The sequence below is a fragment of the Streptomyces gobitricini genome (assembly GCF_039532985.1).
Taxonomy (GTDB): Bacteria; Actinomycetota; Actinomycetes; order Streptomycetales; family Streptomycetaceae; genus Streptomyces; species Streptomyces gobitricini.
In genome coordinates, this window is sequence record NZ_BAAASR010000020.1 from 1 (window position 1) to 14964 (window position 14964).

General features: G+C 73.0%; 8 protein-coding genes. 4 read left to right on the forward strand and 4 right to left on the reverse strand.

The window, feature by feature from the left end; genetic code table 11:
- The first annotated feature begins 492 nt into the window (after positions 1-492).
- From ABD347_RS18545 to ABD347_RS18560, 4 genes are read left to right on the forward strand one after another with little or no spacing between them, the layout of a single operon-like run.
- Positions 493-753: an acyl carrier protein gene (locus ABD347_RS18545; RefSeq protein ID WP_344362620.1), complete on the forward strand. Its 261-nt coding sequence runs from the start codon at positions 493-495 to the stop codon at positions 751-753.
- Complete coding sequence (locus ABD347_RS18550) at positions 750-2378, forward strand: amino acid adenylation domain-containing protein (RefSeq protein WP_344362622.1); 1629 nt, start codon at positions 750-752, stop codon at positions 2376-2378. Before ABD347_RS18545 ends, ABD347_RS18550 begins: the two co-directional genes overlap by 4 nt.
- Complete coding sequence (locus tag ABD347_RS18555; RefSeq protein WP_344362625.1) at positions 2375-6763, forward strand: non-ribosomal peptide synthetase; 4389 nt, start codon at positions 2375-2377, stop codon at positions 6761-6763. The genes ABD347_RS18550 and ABD347_RS18555 overlap by 4 nt, the downstream gene beginning before the upstream one ends.
- Before the next feature lie 37 nt (positions 6764-6800).
- Positions 6801-9020 (forward strand): NADP-dependent isocitrate dehydrogenase, encoded by a 2220-nt coding sequence (locus tag ABD347_RS18560; protein WP_344362627.1) that lies wholly within the window; start codon positions 6801-6803, stop codon positions 9018-9020.
- A gap of 339 nt (positions 9021-9359) precedes the next feature.
- Here ABD347_RS18560 and ABD347_RS18565 read toward each other — a convergent pair whose 3' ends face one another.
- Genes ABD347_RS18565 through ABD347_RS18580 form a run of 4 tightly spaced genes read right to left on the reverse strand, consistent with a single transcriptional unit; the run spans position 9360 to position 14907 of the window.
- A complete protein-coding gene (locus ABD347_RS18565; protein ID WP_344362629.1) occupies positions 9360-11756 on the reverse strand; it encodes a beta-xylosidase/alpha-l-arabinosidase in 2397 nt (798 codons plus the stop codon).
- An 8-nt stretch (positions 11757-11764) separates the two neighbouring features.
- Positions 11765-12583: a carbohydrate ABC transporter permease gene (locus tag ABD347_RS18570; protein WP_344362632.1), complete on the reverse strand. Its 819-nt coding sequence runs from the start codon at positions 12581-12583 to the stop codon at positions 11765-11767.
- Positions 12580-13575 (reverse strand): carbohydrate ABC transporter permease, encoded by a 996-nt coding sequence (locus ABD347_RS18575; protein ID WP_425575697.1) that lies wholly within the window; start codon positions 13573-13575, stop codon positions 12580-12582. Before ABD347_RS18575 ends, ABD347_RS18570 begins: the two co-directional genes overlap by 4 nt.
- Positions 13576-13593: 18 nt before the next feature.
- Complete coding sequence (locus ABD347_RS18580) at positions 13594-14907, reverse strand: ABC transporter substrate-binding protein (protein WP_344362636.1); 1314 nt, start codon at positions 14905-14907, stop codon at positions 13594-13596.
- Positions 14908-14964: the final 57 nt, after the last annotated feature.

Sequence of the window (14964 nt, forward strand, 5' to 3'; positions counted from 1 at the left end):
CCCCCTCCGGGCCGGCCGCCCCGGCGGCCACGGTCGGCGCGCCCCGGCCCCGCCCGGCCCGGCCGGGCGCGTGCCGCCGTCCCGCCGCACGCGCGGATCGGTACCGGGCACGGGGTTCCCGGGCACGGTGGTGATGGTCGTCCTGGCGGGAGGGACGCACGGGGACTCCGCTCTCTTCCAGTGGCGGGCGGCCGGTCCGGCACACGGAGAACAGCCTCAGCGACGGTCATGGCGCATCCGGCGGGCGGTGGCACCTCTTCCGGCACGGTTCCTTCGAGGAGAGGCCTTCCGTACGCGCCTTCACCGGAAACCGTCCGCCGGGGGAAACGACCACTTGGGGCACCGTCCACGGGGTGACCGCCCCGCTCCGAACGAGCCAGTCATACGGCAGGATGTGCGAAGGCTTGCCGGACTTGTTCGACAAAACCGGTCCGGCGGTGGTGAATTCGAGCCGAGTGACGAGAAGGGACTTCCAGGGTGTCAGCCCCCCACGTGAGCACTGAGAGCGCCCGGCCCGCCCAGGGCGATGTCGGCGATGTCGTCCTGTCCGTGGTGGCCGAGGTGACGGGCGCCGGGCCCCACCGGCTGACGGACAGTTTCTACGACTTCGGCGGCACCTCCCTGGACGCGGTTCGCATATGCCTGCGCATAGGACGCGAACTGGCCGTGGACGTCCCTCCGGAGACGCTGCTCGACAGCGAGGACCTCGCCGGGTTCGCCTCGGCCGTGGCCGCCGCCCGGGGCGCGCGGTGACCGGGCCCGCCGTGGCCCCCGGTGTCACCGCCGCCCCCACGGCGGGCGGGAGCCGCCCGTCCCTGATCCACGAGGCGGTGGCGCGGCACGCCGCGCGGAACCCGGACGCCGTCGCCCTGGTGGACGGCGACCGGCGGGTGAGCTACGCGGAACTGGACGCGGCGGCCGACGCGTGGGCGGCCGAGCTGCTGGTCCGGGGCGCCGGACCGGGCGGTTTCGTGCCGGTCGTGCTGGCTCGTTCGGCGACGCTCGTGGCGGCCCTCCTCGGTGTGCTGAAGACGGGCGCCGCTTACGCGGCCCTGGACCCGGGCTGGCCCGTCGGGCGGCTGCGCTCGGTGGCGGGCATGCTCGCGCCCCGCGTGACGGTCGCGGCGGACGGGCGGGAGACGTGGGCGGAGGGCGCGTGGTGCGGCCCCGCCGCGCACGGCCTGCTCCCCGGGGCGTCGTCCCGGGCGCCTGCCACGCACCGGCCAGCCGGGTGGCGCGGACCACGGCCACCGGTGGACGGGGCCCGCCCGGCCACGGTCTTCTTCACGTCGGGCACCACCGGCCGCCCCAAGGCGGTGGTGTCGGGACACCGGGCCACCCTCAGCCTCTTCGACGGCTGCTTCGAGCCGTTCACCTCCACCGGCCCGAGGCCGCCGGTGATGCCCCAGGCGGCCCCGGTGTCCTGGGACGGCTTCACGCTGGAGGTGTGGGGCCCGCTGGTGAACGGGGGGACGAGTGTGCTCCTCGACGGCGGCTACCTCCTGCCCGGTACGCTGCGCGCCCTCGTCGAGCGGGAAGGCGTGGACACGGTGTGGCTCACCGCGTCGCTGTTCCACCTCTTCGTCGACGAGGACCCGGGCTGCTTCGAGGGAACGCGCCACGTGCTGACGGGCGGTGAACGGCTCTCCGTGTCGCGGGTGCGCGCCTTCCTCGACCGCCACCCGGCCGTCGGGCTGACCAACGGTTACGGGCCCGTCGAGACCTGCGTCTTCACCACCGCCCGCCGGGTGCGCCGCTCCGACTGCGACGTCCCGTCCGGGATCCCCGTCGGCACACCGGTACCGGGCCGCCGGGTGCACATCCTGACCGGCGGCCGGCCGGCCGCACCGGGCACCACGGGTGAGATCTGCGTCTCGGGTGACGGCATCGCGCTCGGCTACCTGGGCGACCCGGAGCTGACCGCCCGCGTCTTCCCGACCGTCGCCGTCGACGGCGTACCCACCCGGATGTACCGGACCGGGGACCTCGGGTTCCAGGACGCCGACGGCATGGTGCACTTCACCGGCCGCGCCGACCGCCAGGTCAAGGTGCGCGGTCACCGGGTCGAGCCGGAGGAGGTGGAGGCCGTCGTGCGCACCGTGCCGGGCGTGGCCGACTGCGCGGTCGTCCCCGTCCCCGGGCCGAGCGGGGGGTACGAGCGCCTGGCGCTCTTCTACACGGCGTCGCCGCGCGCCGACACCCCGCCGCCGCCCCGGGCCGTGCGCCGGGAGCTCGCCGCCAGGCTGCCCCGCCACCTCGTGCCGGACCTGGTGCGCGGTCCGGCGGAGCTGCCGCTCACCGCCAACGGGAAGCTGGACCGGTCCGCGCTGCTGCGCTCGCTCGGTCCGCTGGGCAGCGGCACGGAGGCCGGCGCGTGACCCCGTATGCGGCCGGAGGCGCCCACACCAGCCACCCGATGTCGTCCGAGCAGGAGTCCATCTGGCTCAACGACCAGTTCCAGCCGGGGGCCGGACGGTACGTCGAGTCCTGGATCCACCGGTTGCGCGGCGACGTCGACGTCCGTGCCGTGCGGGCCGCGCTGACGGGTGTCGTGGCGCGCCACGAGCCGCTGCGCTCCGCCCTGGTGCTGGAGGACGGCCGGACCGTGCAGCGGGTGTTCCCGCCCGCGCCGGTCCCGCTGGCCGTCCGGGAGGCCGGACCGGACGCGCCGGCCGACGCGATCCGGGCGGCCGTCTCGGGGCCCCTGCCCACGGACCGGCCACCGCTGCTGCGGGCGACGCTGCTGCGCGTCGGCGAGCGGGACGCCGTACTGGCCGTCGCGCTGCACCACGCGGTCGTCGACGGGTGGTCGCTGCGCCTGCTCGACGAGGAGTTCAGCGAGTGCTACCGGGCCGCCGTCGAGGGCCGCTCTCCGCGACTGCCGGACCTGACCACGACGTTCGGCGCGTACGCGCGTGCTCAGCGCCGCCGGGCGGAAGCGGCCCCGGACGAGGGTCTGGACTACTGGCGCCAGGCCCTGGACGGCGCACCCGCCGAGTCGACCTTCCCGCTGGACCGGCCCCGCCCGGCCGTACCGGACCACCGGGGCGGGATGATCGAGTTCTCCATCGGCCCCGAGCTCGCCGATGCCGTGCGCGCCACCTGCCGCAGGCTCCGTGCCACACCCTTCGTCCTGTTCACCGCCGCCCTGACCGCCCTGGTGGCGCGGCTCGGCGGCCAGGACGACGTCGTGCTGGGCACTCCGGTCACCCGGCGGGACCGGCTGGAGCTGGAACCGTTGATCGCGTGTCTCAGCGACGTCATGCCGCTGCGTCAGCGGGTCCGGCCCGGGCTGACGTTCCGGGAACTGGTCGAGCGGAGCACCACGCTGGTACGCGGGGCCATGGCGCACCGGCACGTGCCGCACAGCCGACTGGTCTCGGAACTGGCGGGCGAGCGGGTGCCGGGGCGGTTCCCGCTGTTCCAGGTGGTGTTCACGGTGGACGACGCCCACGCGCCCGGGCTCCGGCTGCCGGGGGTGTCCGCCGAACGCCTCCACGGCCACAACGGCACCGCCAAGTTCGACGTGTTCCTCGAACTCGTCCCACGGGAAGGGGGCGGTTACCGCGCCCTGCTGGAGTACGCGACCGGTGTCCTGGACCCGTCGACCGCCGGGCGCCTCACCGAGCGCTTCCTCGCCCTCCTCGCCGACGCCACCCGGAACCCGGACACGGCCGTGGACGATCTGGCCGTCATGCCCGGGGCGGAGCGGCGTCTGGTGACGGAGGTGCTGAGCGCGGGCCCCGGGCCCCGGGCCCCGTGGCCGGCGCCGCACGCCCATGAGCTCGTCGCCCGGACGGTGCGGTCGGCGCCGGACGCCCCTGCCGTGGTGCACGGCGAGCGGACCATGACGTACGCCGAGCTCTGGGCCGCCTCTTACGGCGTGGCCCGGCGGCTGGTGTCCCAGGGGCTCGCCCGGCAGCGGATAGGTGTCCGCGTCGAGCGGTCGGCGCGGGCCCTCGTCGCCGTCCTGGGAGTCCTGCGCGCGGGCGCCGCCTGCGTCCCGCTGGACCCCGCCCTTCCGGACGAGCGCACCGCCTGCATGGTCCGCGACAGCCGTATGGCCGCCATCCTGACGACCCGCTCGACGCCGGCCGCGCCGGACACCGGCATACCCGTGCTGTTCCTGGAGGAGTTCCCCGGGGAGCCGTCCGGCGAGGCGCTCCCCCGGACGTCGCCGGACGACCCGGCGTACGTCGTGTACACCTCCGGCTCGACCGGGCACCCCAAGGGCGTGGCCATGCCCCACCGGTCGCTGGCTGCCCTCCTGGACTGGCAGTGCCGCGGTTCGGCGGCGGGCGCCGGTTCGCGCACGCTCCAGTTCGCGCCGCTCGGCTTCGACGTGGCGTTCCAGGAGACGTTCGCCACCTGGGCGTGCGGAGGGGCGCTCGTCCTCGCGGACGACGGGACGCGGCGGGACCCGCACCGCCTGCTCGACCTGATGGAGCGGCACGCCGTCGACCGTCTCTTCCTCCCCTATGTGGCCCTCCAGCAGTTGGCCGAGTACGCCGACGCCAGCGGCCGCTCCGCCGGGACCCTCCGCGAGGTGATCACGGCCGGGGAGCAGCTGTACGTGACCCCGGCGATCCGGAGCTTCTTCACCACCGGCTGCCCCGGTGCGCGCCTGGAGAACCAGTACGGCCCCTCCGAGACCCATGTGGTCACCGCCCATCGCCTCACGGGGCCGCCCGCCACGTGGCCGGACCGCCCGCCGATCGGCCGGCCGGTGCCGGGGAGCAGGGTGTACGTCCTGGACGGCCGGCTCCGGCCGTGTCCGATCGGCACGGTCGGGGAGATCTGCGTGGCCGGTGACTCCGTCGCCCTCGGCTACCTCTCGGAGGAGGCCGCGCGGGCCGGCCGGTTCGTGCCGGACCCCTTCGGTCCGGCGCGGCCCGGTGGTCTCCTCTACCGCACCGGTGACCGGGGACGTCTCCTGCCGGACGGCACGATCCGGTTCCTGGGCCGTGACGACGACCAGGTCAAGATCCGCGGGTTCCGGATCGAGCCGGCTGAGGCCGAGGCCGCCCTGAAGGCGGTGCCGGGGGTGGCGGACGCCGTCGTCCACGTGGACGGGTCGGACGCGGGCGACAGGCGGCTCGTCGCGTACTTCACCGCCACCGCCGCCGGGGGCCCCGGACCGGAGCAGGTGCGTGCGGCGCTCCTGGAGCGGCTGCCCGGCCATCTCGTCCCCGCGTCCCTCGTCCGCGTCCCCGAACTGCCGCTCACGGCGAGCGGTAAGACGGACCGGGCGGCGGTGCACCGGCTGTACGGATCCGCCGGGCGCGCGGACCGCGCCACCCCCGCCGCTCCCACCCTCGCTGCTCCCGCCGCTCTCGCCGCCGTCTGGGGCGACGTGCTGCGTACCGGGGACACCGACCCGGACCGGTCGTTCTTCTCCCTGGGCGGCGACTCCCTCCTGGCCGTGCGACTGTCCGTCCGCCTCCGTACCGAGCTGGGGCTGGACATCCGGCCCGCCGACATCGTGGCGGCGCCCACCCTCCGTGCCCTGACCGCGCTCGCCGCCTCACGCGGGCGGGCCGTGCCGGTCATCGGGCCGCAGACCCTCGCCCCTGACATCGCGCCCGCCCCGGAGGTGGTGCGGGTCGCCGACGACCCGCGTCACATCCTCCTGACGGGCGCCACCGGGTTCCTCGGGGCGTTCCTGCTCCGCGATCTGCTGGAGCGGACCGGTGCCGTCGTGCACTGCCTCGTACGCGCCGGGGGGACGGCCGCGGCCGGCGAGCGCCTCCGCGCCGCGCTGGAGCGGTACGGGCTGTGGGACGGCTCCCGGGCGCACCGCGTCCTGGCGGTGCCCGGCGATCTGGCCCTGCCACGGCTGGGGCTCGGACAGGACCGGTTCGACGAGCTGGCCCGCACCGTCGACGTGGTGTTCCACTCCGGCGCCGAGGTGAACCTCGCGTACGGCTACGAGCGGCTGAAGGCGGCCAACGTCGACGGGACCGCCGAGGTCCTGCGCCTGGCGGCCGCCCACCGCACGGTGCCCGTGCACCACGTCTCCACCGTCGGGGTCTTCCCGCCGGCCGGTCCGCCGACGGGCCGGGTCCTGCCCGGCCACCCTCTGGGCGACGTCACCCTGCTGCGCAACGGGTACGCCGAGTCGAAGTGGGTGGCCGAGACCCTCGTCGCCCGGGCCCGGGAGCGCGGCCTGCCCGTCACGGTGTACCGCCCCACGAGGATCGGCGGCTCCAGCGTGACCGGTGCGTGCCAGACGTCCGACTTCCTCTGGCTGCTGGTGAAGGGCTGCGTCCAGGCGGGCCTCGCCCCGGGCGACTACGTCTCGGACTTCGACCTGGTGCCGGTGGACCACGTCAGCGGGGCGATCACGGCCCTGGCCGCCGACCCGGCGGCGGCCGGGCGGACGTTCCACGTCTCCAGCGAGCGGCTGCGCCCGTTCACCGAGATCGTGGACCGCCTGAGGGGGCTGGGTCACCGGCTCGCCGACGTACCGCTGGAGGACTGGCACCGTCATATGGAGCGGCACCCCGGGAACGCGGCGTACCCGCTCCTCGGCCTGCTTCCGCCGAAGGGGGCGGGGGCCTCCCACCGGCCGGCTTCCCCGCTGTTCGACTCGTCCGCCACGCGCCGGGCGCTGCGCGGCTCCGGGGTGGTGCCGCCGGAGGTGACCGACGCGCTCCTCGACCGCTGTGTCCGCTCCTTCGTCCGCGACGGGTTCCTCCCGGCACCGCCGGCGAAGAAGGTTCCGGGCCCCTGTCGAGACCGGGTCGGTCACGAGATATCTTGATGTCGAGCAATGTTGCAGACGTGGAGCGGAGCACCCGGTGACTGACTCGACCATCATCTACACACACACTGACGAGGCCCCGGCCCTGGCCACGCACTCGTTCCTGCCCGTGGTACAGGCGTACGCCTCGACGGCCGGGGTCAGCGTGGAGACCCGCGACATCTCCCTGGCGGGCCGGATCATCGCCGGCTTCCCCGAGTACCTGGAGGAGGGGCAGCGCATCGAGGACGCGCTCGCCGAGCTCGGTGAGCTGGCCAAGACGCCCGGGGCCAACATCATCAAGCTGCCGAACATCTCGGCCTCGATCCCCCAGCTGAAGGCGGCCGTGGCCGAGCTGCAGCAGCAGGGCTACGCGCTGCCGGACTACCCGGACGACCCGAAGACCGACGAGGAGCGGGACATCCGCGCCCGGTACGACAAGGTCAAGGGCAGCGCCGTGAACCCGGTCCTGCGCGAGGGCAACTCCGACCGGCGTGCCCCCGCCTCGGTGAAGAACTACGCCAGGACCCACCCGCACCGCATGGGCGCGTGGACCCCCGAGTCCAAGACGAACGTCGCGACCATGGGTGAGAACGACTTCCGCTCCACCGAGAAGTCCGTGGTGATCACCGAGGCCGGTTCGCTCCGTATCGAGCTGGCGGGTGACGACGGCTCCACCACCGTGCTGCGCGAGTCCGTACCCGTCCAGGCCGGCGAGGTCGTCGACGCCTCCGTCATGCGCGTCGCCGCCCTGCGCGAGTTCCTGACCGCGCAGGTCGCCCGTGCCAAGGCGGAGGGCGTGCTGTTCTCCGTACACCTCAAGGCGACCATGATGAAGGTCTCCGACCCGATCGTCTTCGGTCACGTGGTGCGCGCCTTCTTCCCCAAGACGTTCGCGAAGTACGGCGAGACGCTCGCCGCGGCCGGCCTGACCCCGAACGACGGCCTCGGCGGCATCTACAAGGGCCTGGAGGGCCTGCCCGAGGGCGCCGAGATCAAGGCCTCGTTCGACGCGGAGCTCGCCGAGGGCCCCGAGCTCGCCATGGTGGACTCCGACAAGGGCATCACCAACCTGCACGTCCCGTCCGACGTCATCGTCGACGCCTCCATGCCGGCCATGATCCGCACCTCCGGCCACATGTGGGGCCCGGACGGCCAGGAGGCCGACACCCTCGCCGTCCTGCCGGACAGCAGCTACTCCGGCGTGTACCAGGTCGTCATCGACGACTGCCGGGCCAACGGCGCCTACGACCCGTCGACGATGGGTTCCGTCCCCAACGTCGGTCTGATGGCGCAGAAGGCCGAGGAGTACGGCAGCCACGACAAGACCTTCGAGGTGCCCACCACGGGCACGGTCCGTCTCGTCGACCAGGCGGGCAACGTGGTCCTGGAGCAGGCCGTCTCCGCCGGTGACATCTTCCGCGCCTGCCAGACCAAGGACGCCCCGATCAAGGACTGGGTGAAGCTCGCCGTCACCCGTGCCCGCGCGACCGGCGACCCGGCGGTGTTCTGGCTGGACGGGACCCGCGCGCACGACGCCGTGCTCATCGAGAAGGTCGAGCGGTACCTCCCCGAGCACGACACCGAGGGCCTGGACATCCGCATCATGTCCCCGGTGGAGGCGACCAAGCTGTCCGTCGAGCGGATCCGCCGCGGCGAGAACACCATCTCCGTCACCGGCAACGTGCTGCGTGACTACCTGACCGACCTGTTCCCGATCCTCGAGCTGGGCACCAGCGCGAAGATGCTCTCGGTCGTCCCGCTGATGAACGGCGGCGGCCTGTTCGAGACCGGTGCCGGTGGCTCCGCGCCCAAGCACGTCCAGCAGCTGGTCAAGGAGAACTACCTGCGCTGGGACAGCCTGGGCGAGTTCCTCGCCCTCGCGGTCAGCTTCGAGCACCTCGCCCAGACCACGGGCAACGCCCGCGCCCAGGTGCTGGCCGACACCCTGGACCGCGCGACGGCGACGTTCCTCAACGAGGACAAGTCGCCGAGCCGTCGCCTGGGCGGCATCGACAACCGCGGCAGCCACTTCTACCTGGCGCTGTACTGGGCCCAGGAGCTGGCCGGGCAGACCGACGACGCCGAGCTCGCCAAGGCGTTCGCTTCGCTCGCCCGGACGCTGGGCGACCAGGAGCAGACGATCGTCGAGGAGCTGATCGCGGTCCAGGGCCGGCCGGCCGACATCGGCGGCTACTACCAGCCCGACCCGGCCAAGGCGTCGGCCGTCATGCGCCCGTCGCAGACCTTCAACCAGGCCCTCGCGACCCTGGCCTGACGGTACGGCGGCACCACCGCGCGAACACGACCGCCCCGGCCGGTACCCCCGGCCGGGGCGGTCGTGTCGTACCCGCGGCACCCGGGCGGCCACGGGTGCCGAGCGGTCACACGGCCGGCCGCCCCCGGCGGCGCGCCGCGCGTCCGCGGGTCCCGAACGCACACGGGCCCGCCGCGGGCCCGGGCGTCCGGGAGGCGGACTACGCGAAGGGGTCGGCGCCCCGCCGCCCGGGCGGACCCCGACTCGTACGAAACCGGGCCCGTGCCTCACCGTGCGCCCGTACGTCACCGTGCGCCCGTGCCCCACCGTGCGCCCGTACGTCACCGGCGGCCCCGGGCCTCAGCTCGGCGGTGCGGCGGCCGGGTCGATCCGGGCGTGCAGCCGCCGGGTGTGGTCCACATACCGGGCGGGCCCCGTCAGGGTGACCCGTGCGATCAGCCGGGGGTCGCTGCTGGAGGCGGCCAGCCGCAGTTCCAGCTCCCCAGGCTCGACGACGCGGCGTCCGTCGAGGCCGGTGAACGAGGCGACGTCGGCCGGGACCGTCACCTCCAGGCGGCGTGACTCGCCCGGGCGCAGCGGCACTCTCGCGTACCCGATGAGGCGCTGCACGGGCTGGACGACCGATGCCACCGGGTCGTGCAGGTAGACCTGGACGACCTCGGTGCCCTCCCGCTCTCCCGTGTTGCGCAGCCGGAAGGCGAGGCGGAACTCGCCGTCGGTGCCGCTGGTGTCGTTCCCGACCGTGAGGTCGCCCCAGTCGAAGGCGGTGTACGACAGGCCGTGGCCGAAGGCGAAGGCGGCGGTCGGGTCGACGCTGGAGACGTCGGTGCGCAGGCCCAGCCGGGCCGCCAGATAGGTGGAGGGCTGCCCCCCGGGCGTACGCGGGACGCTGACGGGCAGTCGGCCCGACGGGTTGGTACGGCCGCTGAGCACGCCCGCCATGGCCGCCGTGCCGGCCACCCCGGGGAAGAACGCCTGGACGATCGCGGCCGCTTCGTCGACGGCGCGGCCCAGTGCGTACGGCCGGCCGGCGAAGAGCGTCGTCACCACCGGCGTACCGGTGTCGAGCAGGGCGTCGAGCAGATCCTGCTGCACGCCGGGCAGGGCGAGGGAGCCGGCGTCGCACCCCTCGCCGCTGGTGCCCCGGCCGAAGAGCCCGGCGCGGTCGCCGAGTGCCGCGACGACGACATCGGCGTCCCGCGCGGCGCGCAGGGCGTCGGGGAAACCGGAGGTGTCGCCGCCGTCGACGTCCGCGCCGCGCACCGTGACGATCCGCGCGCCGGGGAACTCCCGTTCAAGCGCTTCGCGGAGGGTGGGCAGGTTGATGCCGACCGGTGTGTCCGGGTGCTGGGCGCCGACGTGGACGGGGAAGGAGTAACAGCCCAGGACGGCTGTGGGCCGGTCGGCGTGGGGGCCCACCAACGCGATGCTGCGCGGCCCGGTGAGCGGGAGGGTGCCGTCGTTGCTGAGCATGACCATCGCCCGGTCGGCGATCTGTGCGGCCAGTTCCCGGTTGGCCGGTGTGTCGAGGTCGACCGTGCCGCGCAGGGCCGCCGGGTCGTCGGTTCCGGCCCCCTCCAGCGCCGGTGGTACGGGGCTCCATCCCACGTCGAGCAGGCCGAGTTCGGCCTTCTGGCGGAGCACCCGTCGGGCGGCGCGGTCGACGAGCTCCTCCGGCACCCGGCCGGTGGTGACGGCGTGCAGGAGAGGTGGGCCGAAGGTCTTCACGGTGGGCAGTTCGACGTCGACGCCGGCGCGGAGGGCGGCGGCCGCGGCGTCGGCCCAGCTGCCCGCGACCCCGTGCAGCGTCTTGAGGAAGGCGATGCCGAAGTAGTCGGCGACGACCGTTCCGCCGAAGCCCCAGGTGTCGCGCAGGACCCCGGTCAGCAGGTCCTCGTCGGCGGCGGAGGGCACTCCGTCGGTGTCGGTGTAGGCGTGCATCACCGACCGCGCGCCGCCTTCGCGGACGGCCATCTCGAAGGGCGGCAGCACGGTGTCGGCACGTTCGCGCGGTCCCATGGCGACCGGGGCGAGGTTGCGGCCGGCGCGGGAGGCGGCGTACCCGGCGAAGTGCTTGAGGGTGGCGACGACACCGGCGGATTCGAGGCCCTGGACGTAGGCGGTGGCGATGGTGCCGACGAGGTAGGGGTCCTCACCGATGGTCTCCTCGACCCGGCCCCAGCGGGCGTCGCGCACCACGTCCAGTACGGGGGCGAGGCCCTGGTGTACGCCGACGGAGCGCATGTCCGTCCCGATGGCGCCGGCCATACGGCGGATCAGGGCGGGATCGAAGGTGGCCCCCCAGGACAGGGGCACGGGGTAGGCGGTGGCCTTCCAGGCGGCGAAGCCGGCGAGGCACTCCTCGTGGGCCACGGCCGGGATGCCGAAACGGTTCGCGGCGATGATGCGCCGTTGTGTGCGTGCGAGGGACAGCGCGCCGAGCGCGGGGTCGACCGGCGCCGTGCCGAACGGGCGCGTCAGCTGTCCGAGCCCGGCGGGCAGGAGCGCGTCGAGGTCGGCGGGCTCCTCCATGTCGTGCTGGTGGGGCGCCACTTCCGCGCCTTCGGCCGAAGCCCCGACCCATACGCCGAAGAGCTGGGCGATCTTCTCCTCGACGGTCATCTCGGCGATCAGGGCGGAGACCCGGGTGTCGATGTCATGGGCGGGGTCGGCCCAGACCGGGACGGCGGCGGTGGGGACGGTGGTGGCGGCGACAGTGGTGGTGTGGGCTGCCATGTTGGCGGTCACTTTCCTCCTACGCCCATCAGGCCCTGGACCAGGGCGCGGCGGGCGAACAGGTAGACGAGCAGGACGGGCACCATGGACAGGACCACGGCGGCCAGCAGTCCGGGGATGTCGATCCCGTGCTCCGTTTGGAAGTCGTAGAGACCCAGAGTGATCAGCTTGGTGGAGTCGGACTGGGTGAGGACGAGGGGGAACAGGAAGCCGTTCCAGGCCTGGAGCGCGGAGAACACGACGATCGTGGACAGGCCGCCCTTGGAGAGCGGCAGGACGAGTTGGAAGAACATCCGCCGCGGCGACGCCCCGTCCATGGCCATGGCCTCGTACAGCTCCCCGCCGATGTCGCGCATGGCTCCGCTGAGGACCAGTGCGGAGATGGGCAGGCAGAACGCCGCCGTCGGCAGGACGACGCCGAGCAGGTTGTCGTACAGACCCGCCTCGCTGATGAGGTAGAACATCGGGACGATCACGGCCTGGGCCGGAATGGCCAGGCCGAGCAGGAAGAGCCGGAAGGCGGATGAGGCGAAGCGCGAGCGGCTGCGCACGATCGCGTACGCCAGCGGCGGTACCAGCAGCAGCACCAGGCCGACCACGCAGGCGGTGACGACGAGCGTGTTGAGGAAGTAGTGCCCGAAGCCGGTGGAGAAGGCCCCCGTGTAGTTGTCGAGGGTGATCCCCTCGGGGAAGGCCAGTGGCCCCCGGCGGGCGTAGTCGGAGCGTGTCCGCAGGCTGGCCGTGATCATCACGTACAGGGGGAGGCCGACCAGGAGGAGCCAGACCAGCGAGCCGGCGCCGGCCAGGTGGTTGGGTCGTCGGTTCATGACACGCCTTCCCTGTCGCCGCGCATCCTGTCGTAGCCGGAGACGCGCACGACGATCAGCGAGACGAGCGTCGCCGCGACGACGAGCACGAGCGCGATGGCCGCTCCGGCGCCGAAGTCGAAGCCCTTGAAGGCCTTTTGGTACATGTAGTACGCGGTGATCGTGGTGTCGGTGCCGGGGCCGCCCTGGGTCAGGATGAGCACCGTCTCGAAGGTGGTGAGCCCGCCGACGACCATCAGGATCACCGAGGTGATGATCGAGGTGCGCAGTTGCGGCAGGGTGATGTGGAAGAACTGCCGGACCCGTCCCGCTCCGTCGATCTCCGCGGCCTCGTACAGGGCCCGTGGGACGGCGCGGGCGGCGCCCTGGTGGATGAGGGTGTGGAACGGGGTGAACTGCCAGGTGCTGACGAAGGCGAGGACACCGATGGCGCCGGCCTGGCTGCCGAACAGGTTGCCGTCGCCGAACAGCCAGGTGGCCCGGGAGGGGACTCCGAAGTTCGGGTCGAGAACCGCGCGCCAGAGCACCGACACGGCGGTGGTGGACAGCAGCAGGGGGATGAAGTAGATCGCCGACAGCACAGCGCGGTTGCGCTGCTGCCCGGCGGCCCAGACGCCGAGCAGGACGCTGAGCGGGGTCTGGATCGCCACGCCCAGGAAGGTGACCAGGAGGCTCAGCCAGACGCTTTGGATCATGACGGGATCGGCGAAGAGCCTGGTCCAGTTGTCCACGCCGACGAACCGCGGCGGTCCCAGGCCGCTCCAGCTCGTGAAGGACAGGGCGGCGACCATGATCAGCGGGGCGATCGCGAACAAGGCGAAGAACACCGTGGCGGGGATCGCCCAGGCGTATCCGGGCCGGCCCACGTGGGCGCCGGGCCTTTCTCGTGTCCGCCCTGATCCCCCATGTCCGCCGGTCCGGGCGGGGGGACGGGCGCCGGTCGCTCTGGGAGGGGTCCGGCCCCGTCGGTGTTCGGGCGTCTGCGTCTTCATGTGTGCGGACATGCCGGCCTAGGCGGTGGGGAGGGCTTGCATCGCCTCGATGAAGCCGTCCGTGTCGATCCGGCCGTTGAGGAACTGCTGCACGGCCTGGTGGATGGGGGTGATGGCGGACGGCGGGTACGCCTGGTCCCACGACAGCTGGAACGACGGGGCCTTCTCGACCAGTTCGTACTGGTACCGGGAGTAGGCGGGGTTGGCCGCGGTGTCGAGGAACTTCTCGGTGTTCGTGGTGGTCGGCAGGTTGCCGACGGACAACTGCTCCTTGACGAACCGGTCGGAGTACATCAGCTTCAGGAACTCCGCCACCGCCTCGGGGTGCCGGGTCTTCTTCAGCACGGAGTAGAAGTTGTTGGTGTTGCCGACGAGGTTCGCCGGATCGCCCTTGCCGCCTTCGACGGCCGGGAAGGTGGTGTAGCCGAGGTCCTTCTCGGCGAACTCCCCGTCGGCCTCCTGGTGGGTGGCGTACGCCCACGAGCCCATCAGTTCGAAGCCCGCCCTGCCGCTCGCCAGGAGCGCCGGGGACCCTCCGTCGGTGAACTTCACCGAGTCGACGTTGCCGCCGAACGCGCCGGCGTCGACCAGTTCCTCGATCATGCCGAGCGCCTTCCTGCTGTCGGCGCTCTCCCAGGAGCTCTTCTCGCCCTCCAGCGCCTTCGCGAAGAGTTCCGGCCCCGCGACGCGGTCGTAGAGGTACTCGAACCACATCAGGGTCGGCCACTTGTCACCGCCGCCGAGGGCGATCGGCGTGACGCCCCTGGCTTTGAGGGCCTTGACCGCGCCGAGCAGCTCGCCCCAGGTCCGCGGCGGCTCGACACCGGCGTCGGCCAGCACCTTCTTGTTGTGGAACAGCAGGACCGGCTGCGTGCCGCGCATCGGCACGCCGTACGGCGTGCCGTCGACGACGGCGGTGTTGTAGACGGACGGCAGGAAGCTGGTCTCAAGCTTGGGGTCGCTCTTGGTGAACCCGTCGAGCGGCAGCAGCAACCCGGCGTCGACATACGGCCGGATGCTGCCGCCGCCCCAGTTGAAGAAGACGTCGGGGGCCTGCGGGGTATTGATGATCGTCTGAAGTTTCTGCTGGTAGTCGGCGCCGGGGACGGTGTCGAGGACCGCCTTCACCTCCGACGTCCTGTTGAACTCCGCCACGATCCGTTTCTCGACCTTGTTGGTGGCGTCCCCGTAGACCAGCACACGGAACTCCGCCGCCCCGGACGAGGACGGGCCGCCTCCCCCACAGGCCGTCAGGCCGAGTGCCAGAGCCAGGATGACGCCGCCCGCGAGCGTGCGGGGGAACCGCACCCGTATGTTTCCGAGCCTTTCCACAAGCACCACCTCTCGAAAGTTTCGATACAATCAACGAAAGTGTCTGCGTCCGGGACG

What these genes read in the sequence shown, in the direction of transcription:
- ABD347_RS18570 (WP_344362632.1), bottom strand. Translation starts at nt 12,583, where the DNA reads ATGAACCGACGACCCAACCACCTGGCCGGCGCCGGCTCGCTGGTCTGG.
- ABD347_RS18565 (WP_344362629.1), bottom strand. Translation starts at nt 11,756, where the DNA reads ATGGCAGCCCACACCACCACTGTCGCCGCCACCACCGTCCCCACCGCC.
- ABD347_RS18575 (WP_425575697.1), bottom strand. Translation starts at nt 13,575, where the DNA reads ATGAAGACGCAGACGCCCGAACACCGACGGGGCCGGACCCCTCCCAGA.